This window comes from Serratia sp. CoH_122_TC_1 (genome assembly GCF_058191755.1).
Genome location: NZ_JBXWLA010000016.1, coordinates 88,681 through 113,043, shown reverse-complemented (window position 1 = coordinate 113,043; position 24,363 = coordinate 88,681). Strand labels below are relative to the sequence as shown.

The 24,363-nt window shown below is 52.1% G+C and carries 27 protein-coding genes and 3 pseudogenes; 17 read left to right on the top strand and 13 right to left on the bottom strand.

The genetic code is table 11. The features are described from left to right. Positions 1-224: 224 nt before the first annotated feature. Positions 225-407 carry a type II toxin-antitoxin system HicA family toxin gene (locus AC2FC2_RS19950; RefSeq protein WP_265553829.1) on the top strand — a complete coding sequence of 61 codons (183 nt, stop codon included), beginning with the start codon at positions 225-227 and terminating at the stop codon, positions 405-407. Between the two features lie 29 nt (positions 408-436). Beyond that, positions 437-850, top strand: coding sequence for a type II toxin-antitoxin system HicB family antitoxin (locus AC2FC2_RS19945; RefSeq protein ID WP_209635509.1), 414 nt, complete (start codon positions 437-439; stop codon positions 848-850). A 31-nt stretch (positions 851-881) separates the two neighbouring features. On the opposite strand, the gene tcyN is transcribed toward AC2FC2_RS19945, so the two are convergent. From tcyN to AC2FC2_RS19910, 7 genes are all read right to left on the bottom strand, one after another. Beyond that, on the bottom strand, positions 882-1,634 hold the full coding sequence (tcyN, locus tag AC2FC2_RS19940) for an L-cystine ABC transporter ATP-binding protein TcyN (RefSeq protein ID WP_265553832.1): 753 nt from the start codon (positions 1,632-1,634) through the stop codon (positions 882-884). A 3-nt stretch (positions 1,635-1,637) separates the two neighbouring features. Further along, positions 1,638-2,300 (bottom strand): cystine ABC transporter permease, encoded by a 663-nt coding sequence (tcyL, locus tag AC2FC2_RS19935; RefSeq protein ID WP_209635513.1) that lies wholly within the window; start codon positions 2,298-2,300, stop codon positions 1,638-1,640. After that, positions 2,300-3,100 (bottom strand): cystine ABC transporter substrate-binding protein, encoded by an 801-nt coding sequence (tcyJ, locus tag AC2FC2_RS19930; protein WP_209635516.1) that lies wholly within the window; start codon positions 3,098-3,100, stop codon positions 2,300-2,302. The genes tcyL and tcyJ overlap by 1 nt, the downstream gene beginning before the upstream one ends. Positions 3,101-3,214: 114 nt before the next feature. Continuing rightward, positions 3,215-4,207 (bottom strand): D-cysteine desulfhydrase, encoded by a 993-nt coding sequence (locus tag AC2FC2_RS19925; RefSeq protein ID WP_265553841.1) that lies wholly within the window; start codon positions 4,205-4,207, stop codon positions 3,215-3,217. Positions 4,208-4,334: 127 nt separating this feature from the next. Next, the gene (gene fliZ, locus AC2FC2_RS19920) at positions 4,335-4,844 is read right to left on the bottom strand and encodes a flagella biosynthesis regulatory protein FliZ (RefSeq protein ID WP_037419066.1); all 510 of its coding nucleotides are present in this window, start codon (positions 4,842-4,844) and stop codon (positions 4,335-4,337) included. A 58-nt stretch (positions 4,845-4,902) separates the two neighbouring features. Beyond that, entirely contained in the window at positions 4,903-5,625 is a 723-nt protein-coding gene (locus AC2FC2_RS19915; protein WP_209635520.1) for an RNA polymerase sigma factor FliA, read from the bottom strand. Positions 5,626-5,808: 183 nt separating this feature from the next. After that, positions 5,809-7,083, bottom strand: a complete 1,275-nt coding sequence (locus AC2FC2_RS19910) for a FliC/FljB family flagellin (RefSeq protein WP_490659775.1) — start codon at positions 7,081-7,083, stop codon at positions 5,809-5,811. A 280-nt stretch (positions 7,084-7,363) separates the two neighbouring features. Between AC2FC2_RS19910 and fliD the strand changes: the two genes are divergently transcribed. The 4 genes from fliD to AC2FC2_RS19890 all read left to right on the top strand — a co-directional run bounded on the left by fliD (position 7,364) and on the right by AC2FC2_RS19890 (position 10,745). Then, the gene (fliD, locus tag AC2FC2_RS19905) at positions 7,364-8,761 is read left to right on the top strand and encodes a flagellar filament capping protein FliD (RefSeq protein WP_490659774.1); all 1,398 of its coding nucleotides are present in this window, start codon (positions 7,364-7,366) and stop codon (positions 8,759-8,761) included. 27 nt (positions 8,762-8,788) lie between these two features. Further along, the gene (gene fliS, locus AC2FC2_RS19900; RefSeq protein ID WP_490659773.1) at positions 8,789-9,199 is read left to right on the top strand and encodes a flagellar export chaperone FliS; all 411 of its coding nucleotides are present in this window, start codon (positions 8,789-8,791) and stop codon (positions 9,197-9,199) included. After that, positions 9,199-9,567, top strand: a complete 369-nt coding sequence (gene fliT, locus AC2FC2_RS19895) for a flagella biosynthesis regulatory protein FliT (RefSeq protein WP_209635536.1) — start codon at positions 9,199-9,201, stop codon at positions 9,565-9,567. The genes fliS and fliT overlap by 1 nt, the downstream gene beginning before the upstream one ends. 311 nt (positions 9,568-9,878) lie before the next feature. Beyond that, positions 9,879-10,745 carry a helix-turn-helix transcriptional regulator gene (locus AC2FC2_RS19890; protein WP_490659772.1) on the top strand — a complete coding sequence of 289 codons (867 nt, stop codon included), beginning with the start codon at positions 9,879-9,881 and terminating at the stop codon, positions 10,743-10,745. Between the two features lie 551 nt (positions 10,746-11,296). Here AC2FC2_RS19890 and AC2FC2_RS19885 read toward each other — a convergent pair. Further along, positions 11,297-12,211, bottom strand: a complete 915-nt coding sequence (locus AC2FC2_RS19885) for a LysR family transcriptional regulator (RefSeq protein ID WP_490659771.1) — start codon at positions 12,209-12,211, stop codon at positions 11,297-11,299. A 145-nt stretch (positions 12,212-12,356) separates the two neighbouring features. Here AC2FC2_RS19885 and AC2FC2_RS19880 point away from each other — a divergent pair, with 145 nt between their 5' ends. Both AC2FC2_RS19880 and AC2FC2_RS19875 read left to right on the top strand, forming a co-directional pair. Continuing rightward, positions 12,357-12,956, top strand: coding sequence for an NAD(P)H-dependent oxidoreductase (locus AC2FC2_RS19880; RefSeq protein WP_490659770.1), 600 nt, complete (start codon positions 12,357-12,359; stop codon positions 12,954-12,956). Between the two features lie 318 nt (positions 12,957-13,274). Further along, positions 13,275-13,727 (top strand): transposase, encoded by a 453-nt coding sequence (locus AC2FC2_RS19875; protein ID WP_490659769.1) that lies wholly within the window; start codon positions 13,275-13,277, stop codon positions 13,725-13,727. A gap of 116 nt (positions 13,728-13,843) precedes the next feature. Here AC2FC2_RS19875 and AC2FC2_RS19870 read toward each other — a convergent pair whose 3' ends face one another. The 4 genes and pseudogenes from AC2FC2_RS19870 to AC2FC2_RS19855 all read right to left on the bottom strand — a co-directional run bounded on the left by AC2FC2_RS19870 (position 13,844) and on the right by AC2FC2_RS19855 (position 14,941). Next, a complete protein-coding gene (locus tag AC2FC2_RS19870; RefSeq protein WP_490659768.1) occupies positions 13,844-14,140 on the bottom strand; it encodes a hypothetical protein in 297 nt (98 codons plus the stop codon). 104 nt (positions 14,141-14,244) lie between these two features. Beyond that, complete coding sequence (locus AC2FC2_RS19865; RefSeq protein WP_490659767.1) at positions 14,245-14,517, bottom strand: hypothetical protein; 273 nt, start codon at positions 14,515-14,517, stop codon at positions 14,245-14,247. A 158-nt stretch (positions 14,518-14,675) separates the two neighbouring features. After that, positions 14,676-14,762: pseudogene (locus tag AC2FC2_RS19860) on the bottom strand (helix-turn-helix domain-containing protein); the annotation flags it as partial. Then, on the bottom strand, positions 14,759-14,941 hold the full coding sequence (locus tag AC2FC2_RS19855) for a DUF4222 domain-containing protein (protein WP_490659766.1): 183 nt from the start codon (positions 14,939-14,941) through the stop codon (positions 14,759-14,761). The gene AC2FC2_RS19855 and the pseudogene AC2FC2_RS19860, both read right to left, overlap by 4 nt. 206 nt (positions 14,942-15,147) lie before the next feature. On the opposite strand from AC2FC2_RS19855, the gene AC2FC2_RS19850 reads away from it, so the two are divergent. The 5 genes and pseudogenes from AC2FC2_RS19850 to AC2FC2_RS19830 form a co-directional block, all read left to right on the top strand. Further along, positions 15,148-15,486 (top strand): DNA cytosine methyltransferase, encoded by a 339-nt coding sequence (locus AC2FC2_RS19850; protein WP_490659765.1) that lies wholly within the window; start codon positions 15,148-15,150, stop codon positions 15,484-15,486. A 235-nt stretch (positions 15,487-15,721) separates the two neighbouring features. Then, positions 15,722-17,842 carry an S-type pyocin domain-containing protein gene (locus AC2FC2_RS19845; RefSeq protein ID WP_490659764.1) on the top strand — a complete coding sequence of 707 codons (2,121 nt, stop codon included), beginning with the start codon at positions 15,722-15,724 and terminating at the stop codon, positions 17,840-17,842. Position 17,843: 1 nt separating this feature from the next. Beyond that, positions 17,844-18,098, top strand: coding sequence for a bacteriocin immunity protein (locus AC2FC2_RS19840; protein ID WP_490659763.1), 255 nt, complete (start codon positions 17,844-17,846; stop codon positions 18,096-18,098). Positions 18,099-18,247: 149 nt separating this feature from the next. Continuing rightward, positions 18,248-18,373: pseudogene (locus AC2FC2_RS19835) on the top strand (ANR family transcriptional regulator); the annotation flags it as partial. Positions 18,374-18,379: 6 nt separating this feature from the next. Further along, positions 18,380-18,790, top strand: a pseudogene (locus AC2FC2_RS19830) (tyrosine-type recombinase/integrase); the annotation flags it as partial. A gap of 32 nt (positions 18,791-18,822) precedes the next feature. Here AC2FC2_RS19830 and fliE read toward each other — a convergent pair. Further along, on the bottom strand, positions 18,823-19,137 hold the full coding sequence (gene fliE, locus AC2FC2_RS19825) for a flagellar hook-basal body complex protein FliE (RefSeq protein WP_209635544.1): 315 nt from the start codon (positions 19,135-19,137) through the stop codon (positions 18,823-18,825). A 483-nt stretch (positions 19,138-19,620) separates the two neighbouring features. On the opposite strand from fliE, the gene fliF reads away from it, so the two are divergent. The 4 genes from fliF to fliI are packed head-to-tail and all read left to right on the top strand — an operon-like array spanning position 19,621 to position 24,353. Further along, entirely contained in the window at positions 19,621-21,312 is a 1,692-nt protein-coding gene (gene fliF / locus AC2FC2_RS19820) for a flagellar basal-body MS-ring/collar protein FliF (RefSeq protein WP_490659762.1), read from the top strand. Next, positions 21,309-22,301, top strand: coding sequence for a flagellar motor switch protein FliG (gene fliG / locus AC2FC2_RS19815; RefSeq protein ID WP_037419039.1), 993 nt, complete (start codon positions 21,309-21,311; stop codon positions 22,299-22,301). The genes fliF and fliG overlap by 4 nt, the downstream gene beginning before the upstream one ends. Beyond that, positions 22,294-22,992: a flagellar assembly protein FliH gene (gene fliH, locus AC2FC2_RS19810; protein WP_490659761.1), complete on the top strand. Its 699-nt coding sequence runs from the start codon at positions 22,294-22,296 to the stop codon at positions 22,990-22,992. The genes fliG and fliH overlap by 8 nt, the downstream gene beginning before the upstream one ends. Then, positions 22,992-24,353, top strand: coding sequence for a flagellar protein export ATPase FliI (gene fliI / locus AC2FC2_RS19805; protein ID WP_209635550.1), 1,362 nt, complete (start codon positions 22,992-22,994; stop codon positions 24,351-24,353). The genes fliH and fliI overlap by 1 nt, the downstream gene beginning before the upstream one ends. Positions 24,354-24,363 lie beyond the last annotated feature (10 nt).

Below are 24,363 nucleotides of genomic sequence, written 5' to 3'. Positions count from 1 at the left end.
GGGATCAAACACCCCGCGCTTAGGTTTAAACCCCCCCCCCCGGGCGCCAACGCCAGCCTGATGACGATCGGTTAATCGGTAGCACGCCTCCAATCTGCGAACCTTCCCGCAAACCCTGCGCTCATGCAGGGTTTTTTATTGTCTGTACCACAGCAGAACGCTAGCGTATCAATCTCGTTGCCAATGAGTGTGTATGGTGTGTATCATTAAGGGATGGTAAGTGCGTGAAAAGTTCAGAACTGATCGGGCTGTTAGAACGGGAAGGTTGGGTTTTAGAGCGAATAAAGGGAAGCCATCATCAGTTTAAACACCCGAGATCCCGCCTGGTGATCACCGTTCCACACCCGCGTAAAGATCTGAAACCAGGGACACTGCGCCAAATCATGAAAGATGCCGGACTGTGCTGACAGAGCACCTTAAGTTAACAGGAAAAATTATGTTCTACCCTGCTTATGTACATTCAGAACACGATGGCAGCGCCAGCGGTTTCTTCCCCGATGTGCCGGGCTGCTATTTTGCCGGTGATACCCTCGACAAAGCCTTTGAGGACGCCAAAAACGCACTGGATGCGCATTTCGAACTCCTGAGCGAAGACAACCAGCCCATTCCGCATCCGCAGGCTGTTTCCTTCCATCTGGCACAGGATAACGACAGCCTGAACGGCGGGCAGTGGCTGTTGGTCGATATCAATATGGATAAGTTCGATGGGCGTGCGGAACGCATCAATATCACCCTGCCGCATCGTCTGCTGAACCGGATCGATTCACTGGTACAACAGCATCCGGGCTACGGTAGCCGCAGTGCCTTTTTGGCCGCAGCTGCCCGTAATGAATTATTGAAAGTCGGTTAGTCGAGAGCCAGGGGACAAAATGCCCCCCTTCTTACTGATTCAAAAACTTATCGAGGAATTGTTGAGTGCGTTGGTGTTGCGGGTTAGCGAACAGTTCTTTCGCTGGACCTTGCTCAACGATGCGACCGTGATCCATAAAGATGGCGCGGTCGGCCACATCGCGGGCAAAGCTCATTTCATGCGTCACAATCACCATGGTGCGCTTTTCTTCCGCCAGCGAACGAATGGTGTTGAGCACCTCGCCCACCAGCTCGGGATCGAGCGCGGAGGTCGGTTCATCAAACAGGATCACTTCCGGTTGCATCGCCAGCGCACGGGCAATCGCCACCCGCTGTTGCTGCCCACCAGAGAGACGACGCGGATAGGCCGACTCTTTGCCGTTCAAACCCACTTTGGCCAACAGTGCCCGTGCACGTTGTTCAGCCGTAGTCTTTGATTCACCTTTAACGATGACCGGGCCTTCAATAATGTTCTCCAGCACCGAACGATGCGGGAATAAATTGAAGTTCTGGAACACAAAGCCCACCTGTTGGCGTAAAGCACGCACCAAGGTTTTCTGTTTGCTCAGCGGTTTTGAACTGTCGATTTTAATATCACCAACCTGAATAGTGCCCGAATCCGGCACTTCCAGCAGGTTGATACAACGCAGCAACGTGGTTTTACCCGAGCCGCTGGGCCCGATAATCGCGACCACCTCACCCGTACCGACCTCCAGATCAATCCCATGTAGCACCGTTTGACCTTTAAATTTCTTGGTCAATTGTTTTACTTCAATGGCACTCATGCATTACTCCTGATCCTGGCGGTTTACGTGGGCTTCCAGACGGTTTTGCAGCGCTGAGAGCAACGTCGCCATCACCCAATAAATCAACGACGCCGCCAAATACATGGTAAAGACTTCCAGCGTGCGCGAGGTAATCAGCTGCGCCTGACGGAACAGCTCCGGCACCTGAATGGTCGCCGCCAGCGAGGTGTCTTTCACCAGGCCGATAAAGCTGTTGCCCAATGGCGGTAATGCGGTACGCGCCGCCTGCGGCAAGATCACCCGGCGCAGCGTTTGCCAGCGGGTCATACCGATACTGGCCGCGGCTTCCCACTGCCCTTTTTCGATCGACGAAATTGCCGCTCGCAGGGTTTCTGAGGTATAGGCTGCCGTATTGAGCGACAGGCCAATCAACGCCGCCGGGAAGGGATCAAACTCGATACCGAACTGCGGCAAACCGTAGTAAATCATGAATAGCTGCGCGATCAACGGCGTGCCGCGGAACAGCGACACATAAATGCGCGACAGCCAGGACAGCGGCCATAACGGCGAAAGACGCATCAGCGCCAGCACAAAACCGAGCAGTAAGCCAAGCGCCATGCCCCCCAGGCTGAGCTGGAGAGTGAGTATCGCGCCCCGCAATAAAAATGGCGCTGAATCCAGCGCCAGTTGGATACTTTCGTGCATTATTTAGTTACGTCCGCGCCAAACCATTTCTCAGAAATCTTCGCCATCGTGCCGTCTTTTTGCATCTCGGCAATGGCCTGGTTAATCGCGGCCAGCAGTTCCGGGTTGTTTTTGCGAACCGCAACGCCTGATTCCTGACGAGAGAACGCCGGACCGGCGACGGCCAGGGTATCACCGGTTTTCTTCACCAGATCCAATGCGGCCAGACGATCAACCAAAATAGCGTTGATACGGCCTACGCGCAGGTCCTGGTACTTGGTTGGGTCATCATCATAAGTACGCACGTCAACACCCTGCACGTTGTCGCGCAGCCATTGTTCGTAGTTAGTGCCCAGACCGACACCGACTTTCTTGCCCTTAAGATCTTCCGGCTTGGTGATGGTGCCTTCATTGCCCTTCTTCACCAGCGCCTGAATACCGGAGACGGTGTAAGGCGTGGAGAAATCGTATTTCTTCTGGCGTTCTGGAGAAATGGTCACCTGATTGATCACCACATCGATACGTTTGGAATCCAACGAGGCCAGCATACCGTCCCACTTGGTCGGATTTAGTTTGGCTTTAACACCAAGATGCTGTGCCAGTGCATTGGCGAAATCCACTTCGAAGCCCGTCAGCTTGCCATCTTCCCCCTGGAAGCTGAACGGCGGATAGGTGCCTTCCAGCCCAACCACCAGCGTCCCGTGATGCTTTACCTGCTCCAGCAGGTTATCGGCGGCATAGGTTTGCGTGCTCAACCCAGCTGTCAGTGCCACGGTCATCACGCCCATTAGCAATTGACGACGAACTTTAGAAAAGACCATAAACACCCCATCTGTTGTTTATCTTTTTTGATATCAGCACTTTAACAGTGTGACCGCCTGCATGAAGGAATATAACCTTATAAATATAGTTCAAAATGGAATAACAGATTGCGTTCACACCTGCGGGTGGTAGGCAAACAACGCTGGCGCACCGCCGGTATGAATAAACAGAATCGGGCCGTCATCGCGGAAACGCTGTTGGGCAATGCCGTCAATCAAGCCAGCCATCGCTTTGCCGGTGTATACCGGATCCAATAACACCCCTTCCTGCTGTGCTAACAGCTGTATCGCCGCCAAGCCTTCTTCATTTGGCATTCCATACTGCGGCGCAAAGTAATCGTCCCACAGTTGGATGGGGCTCAGTTCGTCGATGTCTAACGAACAGGCCAGCGCTTTTTGGATCAGCTCAACCTTGGGCAGTTGATCAATCACCTTGCGTGATACGGTCACACCAATCAGCTCAGCCTCCGGCAACAGTTGCTGCAGGCCAACCGCCAGTCCGGCATGTGTACCGGCACTGCCGGAAGCTACCACGATAGAACTAAATTCGACGTTGCTGCGGCGGCTCTGCTCGGCAATTTCCAGTGCACACTGGACGTAACCTAGCGCACCCAATGCATTAGATCCCCCCACAGGCACCACGTAAGGCCGGAAACCTTGCACTTCAAGACGAATCGCCAAATCGGCGAGCTGTTGCTGGGGATCGTGCAGCGCATCACACATCACCACTTCCGCATTGAACAGCCCAAGCAATAGGCGATTGCCATTGGTCAGGTAGTTTTCTTCTTTGGTGTCGATCGGATTTTCCAGCAACGCCACGCAGTGCAAGCCCAGCTTGGCCGCTACCGCTGCCGTTTGGCGCACGTGGTTAGATTGAATAGCACCGGCAGTCACCAGCGTATCTGCGCCCTGACGCAAAGCATCAGCAGCCAGATACTCCAGTTTTCTCAGCTTGTTACCGCCCATCGCCATCGGCGTGACATCGTCACGTTTGATGTAAATTTCACGGCCGAGATAATCTGAAAGGCGAGACAGTTTTTCGAGCGGTGTCGCAGAGCCGACAAAATCGAGGCGCGGGAACTGCGCCAGTTGTTGTTGCAGATTCACAACTTCCCCCAGGGAATAAAGTATCAACATCTAAAAGATAGATTTAGCAGATGTGGACTTAATAATCACTCTTTATTCGTGATGGGGGATAGACGAAAACCCCGGCTGGTGCGCCGGGGAGAGCAGATCAATAGCTTTTTTGCCAGGCGAGATACTGGTCGTATTTACGCAGGGCAATACGGTAATTGTTATGTGCCGCAGAAGGCAGCTCTTCGATAATGCGCTGATGGCTGGCATTGTTGGCGAACTTGTCTGCCGGGTAGTTGCGCTCCACCAACATCTCATCCAACCGGCGCAAGCGCACGACGTATTCGCGGATGGTGCTGTGGCTCATTTCGGTCTGCTCAAACAGGTACTGTTTAAACGCCATAATGTCGAAATAGCTCGGATGGCTATTACAGGAAATCTCGCTGCAGAAACGGCACAACGCGGTCAGTTCATTTTGCACATTCAGCCAAACATGGTCATCAATTGGCTGGTCCATGCGCGCAATCGCGTCTTTGTTAATGATCTTGCCGCGAAACACTAAGGCCATACGATCCAACAGCTTGCCACACTGGGAACAGTGGGTCTGGCTGTGTTTGTAATCTTTCAAATAACGGCTCAGCGGCCGTTTTTTCAATAATATTCCTGGCATAGGGACAGTCCGATTATCGCAATGGTGATCAGGTTGAAGGGTAACGGTTGAAGACATGTCAGTTTTCGCTCGCCAGACGCGCACGCAGGCGTTTAATCGCCTGGCTATGCAATTGGCTGACACGCGATTCCCCCACGTCCAGCACGGCGCCGATCTCTTTCAGATTCAACTCTTCCTGGTAATACAACGTCAGCACCATTTTCTCGCGATCCGGCAACGCCTCGATGGCGTCGATCACCCGTTGGCGCAGGTTCCCCTCCAACAGATGATGTAACGGATTGGCCTCTTCGTGCCCTTCCAGCAGCGGTTCCGCGCTTTCGCCATGCTCTTCCCGCCATTCGTCGTAGGAAAAAAGCTGGCTGTTATTGGTGTCCAACAGAATTTGACGGTACTCATCCAGTGATATATCCAGCGTCTGTGCGACCTCTACTTCACTGGCCGGCCGGCCTAGCCGCTGTTCCAGTTGTCGCATCACCTGCGCGACTTCACGCGCATGGCGACGCACGCTGCGCGGCACCCAGTCACGGCTGCGAAGCTCATCGAGCATGGCACCGCGGATGCGTTGCACCGCGTAGGTGGTAAAGGCTGTTCCTTGCAGGGCGTCATAACGCTCAACGGCGTTCAACAACCCGATTCCGCCTGCCTGCAGCAGATCGTCAAGCTCCACGCTGGCGGGCAACCTGACTTGCAGGCGCAACGCCTCGTGGCGCACTAACGGTACGTAGCGCAACCAGAGAGAATTTTTGTCCATCACGCCTTCGGCGGTATACAGATCGCTCACTATGTCTAAAACCTGCGGATAAGAGAGTCAGCGCTATTATCCGTAGGGGGCAAAATGCCAATCGGCTGAACAGTCGTACAAAACAGGCCTTATTTGCGCCATGCAACATCCACGCAGCGCGCGACCATAAAAAAACCCCGCCGGAGCGGGGTTCTTTGCGACAGGTTAATCGAGGAGAGTCGATTAACGCAGCAGGGACAACACGTTCTGAGTAGACTGGTTAGCCTGTGCCAGAACAGAGGTGCCAGCCTGTTGCAGGATGTTTGCACGGCTCATGTTAGACACTTCGGTCGCGTAGTCAGCATCTTGAATACGAGACTGGGAAGCAGACAGGTTGTTCACGGTGCTGTTCAGGTTGTTGATAACAGAATCGAAACGGTTCTGTACCGCACCCAGGGAAGAACGCAGGCCGTCAACCTGAGACAGTGCATCATCAAGCTGTTTCAGTGGGTTGATCACGTTTTTATTTTCAGTTGTTGCAGTCACAGTGCCGTCAGCAGCTACAGTTGCATCTTTGTACATTGTTTTACCATCAGTACCGGTGGTTTTAACAACATATTTTGATGCGCCAGTGCTGTCAGTGAAAGAGTGCAACTCATCACCTGAAGACAGACCTTTGACATTTACGTTTTTGCCAGTTTTAACGTCAACATCGGTTACAGCTGTATTAGTACCAGCGGCAGCTGTTACATCCTTAGCTGTATCATAGTTGAATGAACCATCATCTTGTTTTGTAGCCGCATAGTACTTGGCAGTACCCGTTGTATCTTTAATTGCATATTTAGTTTCACCAGCCTCGGTGTAGCTAACTACCGAAGCTTTTGTTTTGTCTGCGATATCAGCACCAGATGCGTCTTTACCTACGGTTGCAGTAACAGATTTAGTCTCAGCTACACTGTTAACTACTGCGCCAACTTTGTTATTCTTATCAGAAACATCGAAAGTAGTCAGGTTCAGAGTGTCTTTGTTGATGTTTTTCAGATCGATGCTGATAGTTTCACCGTCATTAGCGCCAACCTGAATGGTCAGAGACTGATCTTTGCTCAGTACTTTCACGCCGTTAAAGTCGGTCTGCTGGGAGATACGGTCAATTTCAGACAAACGCTGGGTGATTTCGTCCTGGATAGATTTCAGGTCGCTATCAGAGTTAGAGCCGTTCTGGGACTGTACGGTCAGACGACGGATGTTCTGCAGGTTGTCGTTAACTTCGTTCAGAGCGCCTTCAGTAGTCTGCGCCAGAGAGATACCGTCGTTGGCGTTACGAGAAGCCTGGGTCAGACCTTTGATGTTAGCAGTGAAACGGTTAGAGATTGCCTGACCCGCGGCGTCGTCTTTAGCACTGTTGATACGCAGGCCAGAAGACAGACGCTCAATCGCAGTACCCAAAGAAGACTGTGATTTGTTCAGGTTGTTCTGCGCCATCAGAGACAGGCTGTTGGTGTTAATTACTTGTGCCATTATATGCTTTCCTTACGAGTCAGTTGCGATCTTCGCAACGTAGTTAAAAGGTTCGGGCTGCTTTGCCCACGGCGTCAACCACCGTCTCATCAGGTATCGGCCCTCCCCTTACAACCTTTAGATATTTTTTATTTTTTTTTGCATATTCAGCAATAGGGTAATTAACGCGGTTTTTCCCTCTTCTATTGCGCCATCGGTTTTTTATTTTTTCGGTAAACTTTTTCTCCACTGGGCCGATAACGCGTAAAGCGAATAAAGTCATTATCAAGGAGAATAACCAATGGCATCGATCAGTTCATTAGGCATCGGCTCAGGACTCGACCTCAACAGCTTGCTGGACAAACTAAGCAAAGCGGAACAACAACGTCTGACGCCCTACACTACCCAGCAAACCAGCTATAATGCCCAATTGACTGCCTACGGTACGTTAAAAGGCTCGCTGGAAAAGTTCGATAACTTAAGTAAGGATCTGGCGAAACCCACATTCTTCAACAATACCACCGCCAGTAAACACGATCAGTTTGCCATCACCACCACCGATAAAGCCGTGGCCGGTAACTACAGCGTTGAAGTGTTGAAACTGGCACAGCCGCAAACGTTGACCACCCAGGCCCCAGTTACCGACCAAACAGAAAAACTGGGCACGCCAGGCAGCAGCGATCGCTCAATCAGCATCACCGCCGGCAATCCGCCTAAAAACGTGGATATTCCACTGACCGACGACCAAACCTCGCTGGTGGAAATGCGTGACGCAATCAATAACGCCAAAGCCGGCGTGAATGCCAGCATCATGCGGGTGGGTGACAACGACTACCAACTGGCGCTCAGCTCCACCACCACCGGCGAGAAAAACACCATTTCTGTGCAGGTCAATAATGACGACAAACTGGGCGCTATCCTCAACTACGACTCCTCTGTCAAAAGCAACGCAATGAAGCAAACCGTGGCAGGTCAGGATGCTGAAGTGTTGGTCAACGGCACGAAGATCAAACGCAGCACCAACTCGATTGCCGATGCATTGCAGGGCGTAACCATCGACCTGAAAACCACCACCAAAACAGGTGAACCGCAGAATCTGGTGATCAGCACCGATAAAACCGGCACCGCCGACAAGATCAAAGACTGGGTCGACAATTATAACTCGCTGCTGGATACCTTTAACTCGCTGACCAAATATACCCCGGTCAAAACCGGCGAGGCGCAGAATGCCAAAAACGGTGCGCTGCTGGGCGATAATACCCTGCGCGGTATTCAGTCATCGATTAAAAGCGCCCTCAGCGCCGCACAGGATAACCCAGAACTGAAAGGCCTGGGCAACCTGGGTATCTCGACCAATACCAAAACCGGTAAACTGGAAATCGACAGCACCAAACTCAACAAAGCCATCGATGAAAAACCGGAACAGGTTGCCAACTTCTTCTCCGGCAACGGCAAAGATACCGGCATGGCTACCGAGATCCATAATGAGATCCAAAGCTACATCAAGTCCGGCGGCATCATCGAGAACTCGACCAAAAGCATCAATACCAACCTCGATCGTCTGAATATCCAAATAACCACGGTCACCGCCAGCATTCAAAACACCATAGATCGTTACAAGCAACAATTCGTACAGCTAGATACCATGATGTCCAAACTCAGTGGTACCGGTGATTATTTAAAACAACAGTTCAAGTAAGAACTTTTTAACCAGGTAAAAAAAAGCATGTATAACCGTAGCGGCACTCAGGCCTATGCGCAGGTCAGTTTGGAAAGCGGCGTGATAAGCGCCAGCCCGCATCAGTTAATCGTGATGCTTTTCGATGGGGCGCTTAGCGCCCTATTACGCGCACGGATACTGATGAACCAGGGGGATATCGCCGGCAAGGGTCAGGCACTGTCAAAGGCCATCAATATTATTGATAACGGCCTGAAAGGCGGGCTTGACCACCAGCAAGGCGGTGAAATGGCCGATAATCTGGCGGCACTGTATGACTATATGAAGCGGAGCTTGATGCAGGCCAACCTGCACAACGACGAAGCGGCGATCACCGAAGTGGTCAAATTGTTGGAAAATATTGCTGACGCCTGGCGCCAGATTGGCCCTAATTATCACCCTTCTCAGGACGCCGTGTAATGGAACGTCAACAGCAGTTGTTAGCCGCCTATCAGCAAATTTTTACCCTGAGTAGCCATATGATTGTGCTGGCACAAACCGGCCGGTGGGAAGAACTGGTTGAGCAGGAACTGGCCTATGTGACGGCGGTAGAAAAAACCGCCGCCTTTACCGGTCAGGCTGGCCCGTCGATGGCACTGCAGGAGTTGCTGCATCATAAACTGCAGCAAATCCTGGACAACGAAACCGAGTTGAAACGTTTGCTGCAGCAACGCATGGACCAATTGAAAGAATTAATCGGCCAATCAACGCGCCAAAACGTGGTCAACAACACCTACGGTCAGTTTCACGATCGCGCTCTGCTGCTAGGAGAGCCACAAATCAGGTGAAGTCGTAACAATAACGGCGACGTTGGGATAAGGAGCAGCATGTACTATTATTCCCCGGTTAAGTCAGGATATTAATCCATGGCATTTGAATTATTCAGATAATGGGTAATTAGTAAAAATGCACAATTTGAGCCTTGCTCTCACTTTCACGGATAAGCATCACTCCAACACGGACGTTTTCTGTTCAGCAGGAAATTTATTTTTGATAGATAAAACACGTCGTTGTGCTTCACAACGTATGGAAAAAAGTTGCTCCAACGCCCATCAAAGCGTAAAGATATTCACAGATAATGGCTGCGAAATGAATATCGATGGAACGTACAATTAATATTTGTCCTGGAATTGGTGCATCGGCACACATCATTCAGCATACTGAATTATTATTCCCTTCAGTTTATTTTGAGCAACCACATCTGTATCTGGTACAACAAGGCCACAAGCGTATACGTTGGCAACAGCGAGAAATCATCGCTCATGCGGGCGAATTGTTGATCATCGACGGAGGCCAAACCGTAGATATAATTAACGGCCCCTCAAAAGATGGGGTTTTCAGTTGCCAGTTGCTGACCTGCGATCCCCTGTTGTTCACCACACCAACAGCCACCGTCGAAACCGCCCCCTCTACCCCGTTCGATGCGGTGCTGGCGTTACGCAACCTGCCCTGTGCCTTGATGCACAGTTTCGAGACCACCAGCCTTGCACTGGCTCTTAAGCATCGTTTCCCAACGGTTATCATTCGCCACAAAATGTTAGAAATCCTGCTCTGGTTAAAACAATTCAATGTCCACTTTATGCATAACGAGATTAGGAATTTAACCCAGCGCGTGCGTCGTTGCCTGGCGACCGATCCCCATAATATCTGGACGGCGGCCGAGGTAGCGGAAACATTGTCGATGAGTGAAGTGATGTTGCGTCGCAAGTTGTCGGCAGAGAATACGTCGTTGCGCAATCTGATGATCGACGTGCGTATGAGTAGTGCATTGGCGCTTCTGCAATCTACAGATTGGCCGATATCCGTCATTGCACAGCATGTGGGTTATGAAAGCTCGTCACGGTTCGCAGAGCGTTTTCGCAAGCGTTTCGGTTTTGCTCCCACGGCAATCCGCGGGCACCAGCGCGCAATGGAACCCAGCACGCCTCGCCCCGATCACTTCAGCATGATGCAAGCGCAGGAGTGATGGCCACACGCGTAAATTAAATCATTGGACAATGAAGTCGTTGTTTTTGTAAACAGGATTGGCACAAAACGACCAGGTGGGATAGCATCAACGCAGCATTAAAACGGTCAGAAGTGAATAAACCATGCTCAACGAAAAGCTGCTGTTTTCCCTGGTTGTATTACTGCTCGGCATGTGGTTGTTTGGCTTACTGTATGAAGAAGAAGCCATGCGAATGTTGGCGGGAAAATAAAACAGTAAGGCCACAAACGTGGCCCGAATTGTTTTAACTTTGTTTAATTAAAATGCTTATTAATACAGTTAAAACGATAAGTATTAAAATACTTAACAACCGCCATCTGCGTTCACTTTTACCGCTCATTATATTACCTGGTAATTGAAAGGTCTTTACACCCTGGAATTATAATGCAGCGATAAACATGGCAATTTGCGTTACATCGTACTTTCTCCCCTTCTACTCCGGCGATTGATGTTCGTTGCGTTGCCGTTATCGCCATGATCAAGCCACTGATTATTCACAATGACATCACTACAGCACAGTCATTCGGTGATCAAGGCGCAACAAGGGCCAATCGGGCAGGAAGTTGCGCAACTAATTGGTCCACCGCCAACCTGACTTTTAACGGTTGGTAAGCGGCATGGGGCCAAACGGCACTAACGGGGAAATCTACGCTGCTAAAGCGGCGCATTATCGCCACCAGGCGACCTTCAGCAAGGTGCTCACGAGCAAGCCAATACGGTAGCCAAACCACGCCGGCACCGCTTACCGCAGCATTGGCAATAGCTTGCATATCGTCCATCACGATTCTTGCCTGCGGCCTGATTTCTTGCAGGCTGTTGTTGCCGTCCCTGAGTTGCCATTTCTGGACACTGCCGGCACGTAAATAGCCTACCGCCTGATGTTGGCTCAGAGCTTGTAACGACTGCGGTTCGCCACAGCGCTGTAAATAGGCCGGTGACGCACAAAATGTCATGCCGTGGTGGCCTAACTGCCGACCTATCAGGCGACTGCTGTCAGGCAAGGCGCCAATACGAATAGCCAGATCAAACCCTTCGTCGATCAAGTCCACTGTGCGATCGCTAAAGGAGAGTTCCAGCGTCAATTGCGGATGCTGTATCGCCAGCTCCGTCAGTATCGGCGCAATGCACAAATGGCCGAACAGCACGGGCATTGACACACGTAATCTGCCGCTGGCTTGCACTTTGCCGCTATCGAGCAAAGCCTCGGCATTGTTGATCGTCGCCAGTGCCTGTCGACAATGCTCATAGAACAACACCCCCTCATCCGTCAGACTTTGGCTGCGCGTCGTGCGCAGGAAAAGCATGACCCCCAGACGCGCCTCCAACCGAGAGATAATTTTACTGATGGCAGAGCGTGTCAGATGCAATTTTTCAGCCGCGTTGGCGAAACTGCCCGCCTCCGCTACGGCGACAAATACCGGGATGCCGTTTAGTTCTGTTCTCACCGTATTGCTTCCTTCTTGGAATCAATGATGTGAAACACTATCACCACTGGTGAATATTCAGCAATGTTAACATGCGTTATCTCGAACACCCCAAGGGGCCAACTGACGCATTGGGGCTTATGCAGACACTCATCAGGAAAAGATCATGAACAATATCTTGGTACTCAAATCCAGCATCATGGGCGATCAATCCCACACGAATACATTGATCGACGCCTTTTTGACCGAACGCAACACCAAGGGGCTTCAGGATAACGTCGTAATACGCGACTTGGTTTCGCTCGACTTACCCGTGCTGGACGCCGAATTGTTTGGCGCATTACGTGGCAGCGAGTCCCCCAGCCCGCGGGCCAAAGAGGTGGTGGCACTCTCGGATCAATTAATTGCCGAGCTTAAAGCCAGCGATCTGGTGGTGATTGGTGCGCCGATGTACAACCTTAACGTACCGACACATTTAAAGAACTGGTTTGATTTGGTGGCACGTGCCCGCGTCACGTTCAACTACACGGCGACTTATCCGGTCGGTCTGGTTGAAGGGGTGCGTGCCCTGGTGATCAGTTCGCGCGGCGGCATACATGTGGGTAACGAAACCGATGCGATCACACCCTACCTGCGTTCCGTTTTAGGCTTGATGGGCATCAGTGAAGTGGAATTCGTTTATGCGGAAGGCCTGGATATGAAACCACATGGACGAGATCGGGGTATGGAAAGTGCCCACCATCAACTTGCTGCGTTACTTTCCTGATCGTCATCTCCAACAAGCATGGCCTCAAACACGAGGCCATGTTCATCACACCGCCATATTCATCATGTGATGGCGTTAATTCAATGAGTTAGTTGAAGTAAGCAATAACTAAGTACTAAGCAATGCATTACCGCAAGACGATTCACAGCATTAGGGTACTTTGAGTTGCTTTGCGGTAATTTTTTGCCCCATTCATGTGTAGTGGCATACTGAATTTGGCCACCTGAACAGAGGTGATATTGTAAGTATCCCTGCAAAACGACCCATTCACTTTAGAGATCTTGCGACATACTGACTATGTCCCCTGAGGAGATCGCTATGCGCAAGATCCGATTCACCGAGCACCAGATCATCGCCGTTCTGAAGTCCGTCGAAGCCGGGCAAACCGTCAAAGATGTCTGCCGTGAGGCCGCGATATCCGAAGCCAGCTACTACAACTGGAAGGCGAAATATGGCGGGATGGACGCCGCTGATATCAAAAAGATAAAAGACCTTGAAGACGAGAATCGTTGCCTGAAGCAGATGTTTGCCGACCTGAGCTTGGAATGCCGAGCACTGAAAGACGTTATCGAACGATTCAACCGGACATACCGGACAGAAATCCTGGATTTTTACCTAGTCAGAACACTGAATGAAGCACGGGAAATAACGGAACGCTGGCTGAATGAATACAACAGTGAGCTGCCTCATGAATCCCTGAATAACCTGACGCCGGAAGAATATCGGCTGATGGCTGAGAAAATGGAAATCTCAAAAAGTAAGTGGAACTAAAGCAGGGATACTTACACTACCTTTCGGCTTATCAGTGACTTTGCTTGCGCATTACGCAGCACCTGGATAAATGCTCTATGATGGGCAACAAAAAACCGCCCGTAGGCGGCATGTTCTTATAATGAGGTAGGGAGCTTATCTTCATCCACCCCCTCATCGCGCATCTCTTGCCTCATCCTGGCAATTTCTTCAATATCCTCAATAGGAGGGTGGTTGTCAGACAGATACACGGCAAACTCAAAAACGGGAGGAGGATTGAAAGTAATTACCGCATAGCCAACCTCTCTAAGAAGTTCTGGGACTATCCCATAAGAAGGCCTCATGGCATTGAACCAGTAACACCCATTTCTCTCGATTCCCTGTACCGCTTTTGCGGCATGTAGCTTATACATCCATGCGTCATCATAATCCATTAGTCAGCTCCCTATCCTTATTAAAAACTAACATTATCACGGTAGGTATTGGACCTCGAACTGACATTATCAATGACACTCAATGAGTGCCATCTGTAATGTCATTACTCGTATTTCTTGCTCGTAACAAACTCAGGCTCCTTCCAGTTTGGGCCCTTGACTATTCCACCAGATTCACCTGTCATTAATATACCAGCATCATATAACCTGTCGAAGGACTCGATTAACTCTGTATTTGTTATGTCCTCTACGCGACTTCGAATCATCAAAGGGTCGAGCCTATGCAATGGCATTTTAGGTGCTAAAACTGTCAATAAATCATCAATTGACTCATCTCGAAGCATGATTTTAAATTTTTCAACATTATCTATTTTCACAAGCCGCTCATTTTAGAAAGCTAGTCTTATGATTAAATTATCATACTAAATACTAGAATGCCTTTATCTTACCGCCTCATTATGTTAGTTCGCCACTCATTTAGTATGTTCACGTGACCTGCGCAGATTGATAAAGTGGTTTGTAGTGCCAATGTGTAGCTGTCGGCTATCTTGATCAGCACCAGCTTGCGCAGTGGATTACCCACCTTGGTGCTCATAGCCTGCGCCATCAGGTTCGTGCTCATACTTCGACTCGCTTAAATTTCTCTCTAAATCGCTCAAGTGACTGCATGCATTCATACGGGTAGCCCTCTCGCATAAAAATCACCTGTTGCACAGTCCGATCCCAGCGAATGACAGTCACACGTCTACCGCGACCATCAAGATATGGTCGGTTTAATGGCGCAGAGTGATTATTAGTCATGGAGTTCTTTCATCTCGAAACGACCGAGACGCGGGTGGTACCAGTATTTGCATCGGCATGCCCGAGTGAACATCTTACGCATCTCGCTGAGTGCAGAAAGAAAGTCATCCTCTTTGGCTACCGTCGCATTCGTCAGGATGCCGCCAGGAGCGTTAAAGGGGATTTTCTTACTGGGAACATGAAACGAGCAGATCAGCGCCCGAACCTTGCCATCAGATAAACCAGACAAGGCCACCAAGTTGCGAACCGTCTGCCAGCCTGGTGGAATAGCACCGGTTGAGATTTCCTCTATCGCCCCAACGTGTGTGGCCCATTACGCGAAGGATAAGAGCACTCGGCTGGTTGTTGATAAACGCTTCCCTAACGGAGTTCGCCCATATTCAGTGCGTGAATATGCTCGCCTGCAGGGAGTACCTGGCTGGTTCAGCTTCCCCGTTTCAGATACCGCAGCATACAAGCAGATCGGCAACGGGGTAATCATTCCGGTAGGCGCTTGGATTGGCGCGGAAATGATTCGCTACATGGGACAGGCCCAGCATCGCTAAGTGTTAGAACAACAGTGATCCGAAGACTTTAAAGTTCGATCAATAAATTGAATCAGAAATCCCCTAAGAAAACGCCCCATATTGACATCTTATTCTTCCAGGCAGGTGTTGTATCATTGATGATACAAATGCTAATGATTATCATTACATTGACGAGCAAGGGACCGTTATGTGAAGCTCTGCTTACTGTATATAAATACAGTTATTGATTTATTTTCACATAACAGGAGTTATTATGAGTGACAATAACGGTACATTGCCTCAGCCCGGTATGGTGTGGGATGGCGCGCAATGGGGATGGCCGACAGCAGGTGCGTGGGATGGAAATAATTTATCTGTCAGTCCTGCCGGGAATGGACAGGGAAGTAATCCGTTTAGTTCTGCTAACCCATTCGGTTCAGTTAGCCTGGATTTAGGTAATGCGATTAGTGGATATGATTCTTGGGAAGTCGGCGACTATCTGCAAAAACTCTGGCATGAAGAGCAGGAACGGCTGAAACGGGAAAGAGAAGCAGCAGAAGCCAAACAAAAAGCGGAAGAGACGGCGAGAAAAGAAGCCGAAAATAGAGCACGCGCCCAGGCCGAAGCCGAATTTAAAGCCAGAGCAGAAGCTGAAGCAAAAGCGAAAGCGACCGCAGAGGGTTCAAAAATAGGCGTATCTGCGGCTGAAAATAAAGTGCGTGAAGCTCAAGGGCGCATTAATCAGGCCGCAGAACAGATACGCCAAAAGAATCAACAGTTGGCCTCAGCCATTCCTCCACGTGACGAGAAAAAAACGCTGGTTTCGATGCTCACGGAAATGTATCAGCTTGACCCGACTTATTTGGGGCAGTTGGATAAGGAGGAAGGAAAACTGAATAATCTCCAGCATCAGGTTGATGTCGTCACGGCTGAATTAACTGCAGCACAGCAGGCGCTCAATCAGGCTAACATCGACAAGGGACTTGCGGATATAACCCTGGATGCTGCGCGAAAAGCCGAAGCAAATGCTCGCGCCCAGGCGGCAGATGAGGCACGAGCCAGGGCTGAAGCAGAAGCCAAAATGAAGGCAGCAGCCGAAGCGGCAGCCCGGACAGAAGCCGAGGCAAAAGCCAAAGCGGAAGCGGAGGCCAAAGCACGCGCAGAGGCAGAGGCGAAAGCGGCGGCGGAAACAAAAGCCAAAATTATAGCTGAACTGGCTAAGGCTGGAGTGCATCCTGCCCCGACCTATACGCCTGACATGGTAAAGGTGGCCAATGCCTCTATGAGGGAAACTGGCTCATTGGCCTTGAGTCGCGCTCCGGGTTCAGTTCAATTTGCCGTGGCAGGCAGCGGAACAGTGATGCTAGGCGGGACGTTGCCGGAGTCACTAGCGGGATCTATTGGTCGTGGGCTGTCGCTGGCCACCGGTGTCGCCGGTGGCTTTACGCTGGCCGCTATCTTCCATTCCTCGAAGGTGGGTTTGGGGAGTGACAAAGTGCCAGGCCGTGATGTTCCTGCCTTGTTCAGCTATCCGGCCAGCATTATGCTGCCCAAAGAGCTCGGGCTGAAACCGGGAAGTAGCTCGGTCGACTTGCCCGCGCGTGGCCAATTAGTCATGTCAAACGGCCAATTGGCACTGAAACTGCTGAAAACCGGTGATGGTGTGCCGAAAACCGTCCAAGTATTAACAGCGGTACGTGACGAAAAAACCGGTCTGGATCGCATCACTGTGCCTGCAGTAGCCGGTTCCCCCTCTCGGACAGTTTTGATTAATCCGGCGGCAGCACCGTCTGCGCCATCGAATACTGGTAATCAGGCTCCGCGGGTACCGGCAACACCGGTGCATACTGGCACCGATGTAAAGCCGGTGGAAAACATTGTGGTGACTACGTCACCGGCCGCAAACAACGATGAGTCACAAGATTTTATCTATTGGCAGCCTGACGCCAAAGGTACCGGCGTCGAGCCGATTTATGTGGTGTTCAGTAGCCCACGAGATATGCCAGGTAAAGTGAGCGGCAAGGGACAGAAAGTAGGTGAAGGCTGGCTAAACAAAGCGGGCAAGGAACTCGGCGCGCCAATCCCCATTCAGATTGCGAACAAGCTGCGTGGTCGGGAGTTTGCGAACTTTGATACGTTTCGTAATGCATTCTGGCAGGAAGTAAGTAAAGATCCTGCATTAAGCAAGCAATTTGATCCAGGTAGTTTAGCCACCATGAAAAAGGGGCGAGCCCCGTATGTTCGAAAGACCGAGCGAGTAGGGAAAAGGGTTAAAGCTGAATTACATCATCTAGAAATGATAAAAGATGGCGGGCGTGTCTATGATGTTGATAATCTTGGCGTCGTAACCCCGAAACGACATATTGAAATTCATTCAAGAAAGGGAGGGAAGTAACATGGCTAATAAGACGATATCTGATTATACGGAAAAAGAATTCCTCGAATTCGTAAAGGGTATTTATAACGACACCTATCCATCAGAAGAAGCGCATATTGATGCTGTTATGGAGTTTGAGAGGTTGTCTGAGCATCCGTCAGGATCGGACTTGTTATATTACCCTGAACAAGGCAATCAAGGCCCTGAGGCTGTAGTTAAAGTCATCAAAGAATGGCGATCCAAAAACGGCAAGCCAAGTTTCAGGAAAGTATGACCCCATAATTTATCACCCTTTCAGCCCGGTTAAACGCCGGGTTTCTTTTTGAACCTACTCCAGCAGGAAGGTGTAATGAGACACTTTCAGCAATTCAACCAACTATTAGCCCCAGTCCCCCCCAGCGCACCTACTAACACCGGAGCATCATGACATTTGGATATAAAAACTTAGCGCACCAAGCCGCTGAGGCAGAACGTCGCGCCCATTATTCCGACGCTGCCAGTATTTGGCTTAAAGCATTCGTAGTGGCTCGGGCGGTCGATGTTGCGTGGGTAAAAACAAGGCTTGGCCTAACTTATGACATCGGTGTATCGCTTCGTGAATTCGGAAAGTCCGTAATCCACAAATGCACGTTCGTATTCAATCCATCTATGACGGCAAGGAATGGGAAGGAAAACGCGCACTACTCAGAAGGCTCAATTAGCCAGAGTTGGGACAGTGCGCTTAAACGAGCAGGAGTACGCCATAGAAAGGCTTATCAATCACGGCATACCTATGCTTGCTGGTCACTTTCGGCAGGAGCAAACACAAACTTTATTGCCCAGCAAATGGGCCACTCATCCGCCCAAATGGTTTACCCGGTTTATGGCGCGTGGATGGCTGAAAACAACCATGACCAAGTATCCCTTCTAAACCAGAAATTATCTATTTTTGCCCCACTGATGCCCCAAGCATTAGATGAACGTTAATATTTATCAATAATTTCAAATACCTTAGTCAATCACACCGCCATATTCATCACTTCCTGGTAGGCGGAAACCAGCTTATTACGCACCTGTACGCCCATCTGCAGTGAGACTGAGGATTTTTGCAAATCAACCATGACGTCATTTAAGCTTATGCCCGGCACACCCACTTCAAAATCCTGCGCCTGTTTGCGTGCGGCCTGCTGGGTATCACTGATCTTGCCGATCGCGGCTTTCAGTTCGCTGGCAAAGTTGACGCCCTGTGCCGGCGCACTTTGCCCCATTGTTCCCGCCTGAATCGCCGTGGCCTGCAGTTGCTGCAATACCCCTTCAATGCCCTGAATTGCCATTCTGACCTCAATAAAAACGTTGTTGCCGGACGTTGTTGCATCAGGCACTACTTTGATGATCCACACCCTATCACAGCGTTTTTATCCTAAAGCCGTTAATTAACTGCAAAAAACCCGGCTTATCGGGCCATCGAAATTCCCCTCAAGAGGAAATAATGGCATGCCCAGAAATGGGAGCGCCGCTATATCCGTCGTCTTTCAAGTTGCAGCGTTTTATCTGCACGCGCTCACCTCAATGGCTGCTGTAGGGGGCAAATGAATTCGCCCCGATTAACTCAGGTGCAGCATGCTGCGCCCCTACAACACCAGGGAATGAGCGAGCCGGCAGCCTAGCTGTAACTTGAAAGGCATAGGGTATATTTATATGTGTATCAGGGAGTCTGTTTTGTCACACAACGCTAACCACATCGTTCATCAGCCTGGCAGGGAGCTACGCCGTGGCCTGCACCGGATCCTGAGCGTCATTGAAGGACACTGGCTAAAATGAGTGCTTCAATTACCGCCACCGAAAGCCGCGATAATGGCCTGCAAGCCATGTGGAATCGTCTGCGCGCCAACCCAAAAATCCCACTGCTGATCGCCGCTTCCGCTGCCATCGCCATTGTGGTTGCGCTGCTGTTATGGGTGAAAAGCCCAGACTACCGCGTTCTGTACAGCAACATTAACGATCGCGACGGCGGGGCCATCGTGACTCAACTCACGCAGATGAATATCCCTTACCGCTTCGCCGAGAACGGTGCGGCGCTGCTGATCCCCGCAGAGAAAGTGCATGAAACCCGTTTACGCTTGGCGCAATTGGGCCTGCCTAAAGGGGGAGCCGTCGGCTTCGAACTGCTGGATCAGGAAAAATTCGGCATCAGTCAATTCAGTGAGCAAATCAACTACCAGCGTGCGCTGGAAGGTGAACTGTCACGCACCATCGAATCACTGGGGCCAGTACAAAACGCCCGGGTGCATCTGGCACTGCCAAAACCTTCCCTGTTCGTTCGCGAGCAAAAATCCCCATCTGCCTCGGTGACACTGACGCTCCAACCCGGTCGCGCATTGGATGACGGCCAGATCAACGCCATCGTTTATATGATCTCAAGCAGCGTTGCCGGTTTGCCGCCAGGCAACGTTACGGTGGTCGATCAATCAGGTCGGCTGCTTACCCAGTCTGACGGCGCAGGTCGCGATCTGAACGCAGCACAGCTGAAATACGCCAACGAAGTGGAAAGCCGCTACCAACGCCGGATAGAAGCCATTTTGGCACCGATGGTCGGCAGCGCCAACGTGCGTGCTCAGGTCACTGCACAGATCGATTTTGCGACCCGCGAGCAAACCGACGAAGAATATCAACCCAACCAGCAGCCGAACAAAGCTGCCGTGCGCTCAAAGCAAATGAGCCAAAGCGATCAAATTGGTGGGCCACAGGTCGGCGGTGTACCGGGTGCGTTGTCAAATCAGCCTAGCACCCCTGCTACCGCGCCGATCGAAACCGCCAAACCGGCTGCCGCAGGCAATAACACCAACACGGCCAATACGGCCGCCGCCTCTACCGCGCCGCGCAGTACTGGGCCGCAGAACAGCCGTCACGATGAAACCACCAACTACGAGGTCGATCGCACCATTCGCCATACCCAGCAAAAAGCCGGGACAGTGCAGCGGCTGTCGGTTGCGGTGGTGGTCAACTACAGCGGCACGGATAAAAGCGGCAAGCCATTGCCGATGAGCAAAGAGCAGTTGGCACAGATTGAATCCCTGGTACGTGAATCCATGGGCTTCTCCAGTGCCCGTGGCGATACCCTTAATGTGGTCAACGCGCCGTTTACTGATAACGACGTCACGGGTGCCGAGTTGCCGTTCTGGCAAAGCCAGGCCTTTATCGATCGTCTGTTCGACGCAGGTCGTTATCTGCTGGTCCTGCTGGTCGCTTGGCTACTCTGGCGCAAGCTGGTACGCCCGCAACTGCAAAACCGTCAGGCCGTGCAAAAAGCCGCGCTCGCCGCTGCCAATACGCCAATGGCTAAACCGGCCGACAGCACTAAACCGAGTAATGAGGAGCTGGCGCAGCACCGTAAATCGCAGCAGCGCGTCAGTGCAGAAGTCCAGAGCCAGCGGATCCGCGATCTGGCTGATAAAGACCCGCGTGTGGTCGCTCTGGTAATCCGCCAATGGATGAGTAACGAACTATGAGTCTGACCGGAACCGAAAAAAGCGCCATCCTGCTGATGACGCTAGGTGAAGATCGCGCTGCCGAGGTGTTTAAACACCTCTCCTCGCGCGAAGTCCAGCAGTTGAGTGGCACCATGGCCAGCATGAGCCAGGTGTCCCACAAACAGCTGCACGAAATACTGCGCGAGTTTGAAGACGACGCCGAACAATATGCAGCGCTGAGCGTCAATGCGAGCGACTATCTGCGTTCTGTGTTGGTCAAGGCATTGGGCGAAGAACGTGCCTCTAGCCTGTTGGAGGATATTCTCGAATCGCGCGAAACCACCACCGGCATGGAAACACTGAACTTTATGGAGCCGATGAGCGCCGCCGATCTGATCCGCGACGAGCATCCACAAATCATCGCGACCATTTTGGTCCACCTGAAACGGGGTCAGGCGGCAGATATTCTGGCGCTGTTCGACGAGCGCCTGCGCAACGACGTGATGTTGCGTATCGCGACCTTCGGCGGCGTGCAACCGGCCGCGCTGGCAGAACTGACCGAAGTTCTGAACAACCTGCTCGATGGCCAAAACCTCAAGCGCAGCAAAATGGGTGGGGTGCGCACCGCAGCCGAGATCATCAACCTGATGAAAACGCAGCAGGAAGAAGCCGTTATCGACGCCATGCGCGAGTACGATGGCGAACTGGCGCAGAAAATCATCGACGAGATGTTCCTGTTCGAAAATCTGGTGGAAGTCGACGATCGCAGCATCCAACGCCTGTTGCAGGAAGTGGAAGGCGAATCCTTACTGGTCGCGCTCAAAGGTGCGGAACAGCCGCTGCGCGAGAAGTTCCTCAAGAACATGTCGCAACGCGCCGCCGACATTCTGCGCGACGACCTGGCCAACCGTGGCCCGGTACGTATGTCGCAGGTAGAGAACGAACAGAAAGCCATCCTGTTGGTGGTCCGTCGTTTGGCAGAAACCGGCGAAATGATTATCGGCGGTGGCGAGGACACCTATGTCTGATCGCATCAACACCCTGCCCTGGCAGCCATGGTCGCTTAACGATCTGACCGAACCCAAGCCAGAGATTGCCCCTCTGCCGGTGGCAGAGACTTACGGCATCCCGGTGGACGACACTGTCGCCCAGGAGCAGCAATTGGCCCAGTTGCGCCTGCAGGCCGAGCAACAGGGCCAGCAGCTGGGCTATGCGGACGGTCAGCAAAAGGGCTACGACGCAGGATTTCAGGCCGGCATGGAGGACGGTCGCCAGCAGGGCTTGCTGGAGGCGCAACAGCAGCAACAGCCTCTGACTGCCCACTGGCAACAGTTGGTGACCGAATTCCAGCACACGCTGGATGCGCTCGACAGCGTAATAGCCTCGCGCCTTATGCAACTCGCCTTAACCGCCGCCAAGCAAGTGCTCGGTCAGCCCCCGGTGTGTGACGGAACCGCTCTGCTGGCCCAAATCCAGCAGTTGATCCAACAAGAGCCTATGTTCAGCGGCAAACCGCAGCTGCGCGTTCATCCGGATGACTATCAGCGGATAGAGCAGCAATTAGGTGCGACCCTCAGCCTGCACGGCTGGCGGTTGCTGGCGGATGGCCAATTGCACCCGGGAGGCTGCAAGGTCAGTGCCGATGAAGGCGATCTCGACGCCAGCCTGGCAACACGCTGGCACGAACTCTGCCGCCTTGCCGCGCCGGGGGACGTGTAATGACCCTGCGCCTCGGTCGCTGGCTGACGTCCCTGGACCAGCTGGAAAAACGCATTGCCCACACCCCGACGGTACGCCGCTATGGCCGTCTGACACGCGCTACCGGGCTGGTGCTCGAAGCCACCGGGCTACAATTGCCGATTGGCGCCACCTGCCTGATCGAACGTCACGACGCCAGTGAAGTGCAGGAAGTGGAAAGCGAAGTGGTCGGTTTTAACGGTCAGCGGCTGTTTCTGATGCCTCTGGAAGAAGTGGAAGGCATTGTCCCCGGCGCCCGGGTTTACGCCCGCATCTCGCCCGAAGGGCAAAGTGCCGGCAAACAATTGCCACTTGGCCCGGCATTGCTGGGACGCGTGCTCGACGGCAGTGCCAAACCGCTCGACGGCCTGCCTGCACCGGAAACCGGCTACCGTGCACCTTTGATCACAGCCCCGTTCAACCCACTGCAACGCACGCCGATCGAACAGGTGCTGGACGTCGGCGTACGCACCATCAATGGCCTGCTGACCGTCGGGCGCGGGCAGCGTATGGGCCTGTTTGCCGGTTCTGGCGTGGGGAAAAGCGTCCTGCTGGGCATGATGGCGCGTTATACCCAGGCCGATGTGATTGTCGTCGGCCTCATCGGTGAACGCGGCCGCGAGGTCAAAGACTTTATCGAGAACATCCTTGGCCCTGAAGGCCGGGCACGTTCGGTGGTCATTGCCGCACCGGCAGACGTTTCCCCCTTACTACGTATGCAAGGGGCCGCCTACGCCACCCGTATCGCCGAGGACTTCCGCGATCGTGGTCAACACGTGCTGCTGATTATGGATTCGCTAACCCGTTATGCCATGGCGCAGCGTGAGATCGCCCTGGCTATTGGCGAACCCCCGGCAACCAAAGGCTACCCACCTTCCGTCTTTGCCAAACTGCCGGCGCTGGTAGAACGTGCCGGTAATGGCATCAGCGGCGGTGGTTCCATTACCGCCTTTTATACCGTCCTGACGGAGGGCGATGACCAGCAGGATCCGATTGCCGACTCGGCGCGCGCCATTCTCGACGGTCACGTCGTGCTATCGCGACGGCTTGCCGAAGCCGGTCACTACCCGGCTATCGACATCGAAGCGTCGATCAGCCGCGCCATGACGTCACTGATTGACGACGAGCATTACCGCCGGGTACGCAACTTCAAACAGATGCTGGCCAGCTATCAACGTAACCGTGACCTGATCAGCGTCGGTGCCTACGTCGCCGGCAGCGATCCACTGCTGGACAAAGCCATGACGCTGTATCCGCAGATGGAGGCCTACCTGCAACAGGGTATTTTCGAGCGCAGCGGTTACGACGACGCCTGCCAACAGCTACAACAGTTGATCGTTTAACGTCACTAAA

What these genes read in the sequence shown, in the direction of transcription:
- tcyL (WP_209635513.1), bottom strand. Translation starts at nt 2,300, where the DNA reads ATGCACGAAAGTATCCAACTGGCGCTGGATTCAGCGCCATTTTTATTG.
- fliG (WP_037419039.1), top strand. Translation starts at nt 21,309, where the DNA reads ATGAGTCTGACCGGAACCGAAAAAAGCGCCATCCTGCTGATGACGCTA.
- fliE (WP_209635544.1), bottom strand. Translation starts at nt 19,137, where the DNA reads ATGGCAATTCAGGGCATTGAAGGGGTATTGCAGCAACTGCAGGCCACG.
- tcyJ (WP_209635516.1), bottom strand. Translation starts at nt 3,100, where the DNA reads ATGGTCTTTTCTAAAGTTCGTCGTCAATTGCTAATGGGCGTGATGACC.
- fliT (WP_209635536.1), top strand. Translation starts at nt 9,199, where the DNA reads ATGGAACGTCAACAGCAGTTGTTAGCCGCCTATCAGCAAATTTTTACC.
- fliD (WP_490659774.1), top strand. Translation starts at nt 7,364, where the DNA reads ATGGCATCGATCAGTTCATTAGGCATCGGCTCAGGACTCGACCTCAAC.
- fliS (WP_490659773.1), top strand. Translation starts at nt 8,789, where the DNA reads ATGTATAACCGTAGCGGCACTCAGGCCTATGCGCAGGTCAGTTTGGAA.
- AC2FC2_RS19870 (WP_490659768.1), bottom strand. Translation starts at nt 14,140, where the DNA reads ATGGATTATGATGACGCATGGATGTATAAGCTACATGCCGCAAAAGCG.
- AC2FC2_RS19890 (WP_490659772.1), top strand. Translation starts at nt 9,879, where the DNA reads ATGGAACGTACAATTAATATTTGTCCTGGAATTGGTGCATCGGCACAC.
- fliH (WP_490659761.1), top strand. Translation starts at nt 22,294, where the DNA reads ATGTCTGATCGCATCAACACCCTGCCCTGGCAGCCATGGTCGCTTAAC.
- AC2FC2_RS19910 (WP_490659775.1), bottom strand. Translation starts at nt 7,083, where the DNA reads ATGGCACAAGTAATTAACACCAACAGCCTGTCTCTGATGGCGCAGAAC.
- AC2FC2_RS19855 (WP_490659766.1), bottom strand. Translation starts at nt 14,941, where the DNA reads ATGACTAATAATCACTCTGCGCCATTAAACCGACCATATCTTGATGGT.
- fliF (WP_490659762.1), top strand. Translation starts at nt 19,621, where the DNA reads ATGAGTGCTTCAATTACCGCCACCGAAAGCCGCGATAATGGCCTGCAA.
- fliI (WP_209635550.1), top strand. Translation starts at nt 22,992, where the DNA reads ATGACCCTGCGCCTCGGTCGCTGGCTGACGTCCCTGGACCAGCTGGAA.
- tcyN (WP_265553832.1), bottom strand. Translation starts at nt 1,634, where the DNA reads ATGAGTGCCATTGAAGTAAAACAATTGACCAAGAAATTTAAAGGTCAA.
- fliZ (WP_037419066.1), bottom strand. Translation starts at nt 4,844, where the DNA reads ATGCCAGGAATATTATTGAAAAAACGGCCGCTGAGCCGTTATTTGAAA.
- AC2FC2_RS19945 (WP_209635509.1), top strand. Translation starts at nt 437, where the DNA reads ATGTTCTACCCTGCTTATGTACATTCAGAACACGATGGCAGCGCCAGC.
- AC2FC2_RS19875 (WP_490659769.1), top strand. Translation starts at nt 13,275, where the DNA reads ATGCGCAAGATCCGATTCACCGAGCACCAGATCATCGCCGTTCTGAAG.
- AC2FC2_RS19880 (WP_490659770.1), top strand. Translation starts at nt 12,357, where the DNA reads ATGAACAATATCTTGGTACTCAAATCCAGCATCATGGGCGATCAATCC.
- AC2FC2_RS19845 (WP_490659764.1), top strand. Translation starts at nt 15,722, where the DNA reads ATGAGTGACAATAACGGTACATTGCCTCAGCCCGGTATGGTGTGGGAT.
- AC2FC2_RS19840 (WP_490659763.1), top strand. Translation starts at nt 17,844, where the DNA reads ATGGCTAATAAGACGATATCTGATTATACGGAAAAAGAATTCCTCGAA.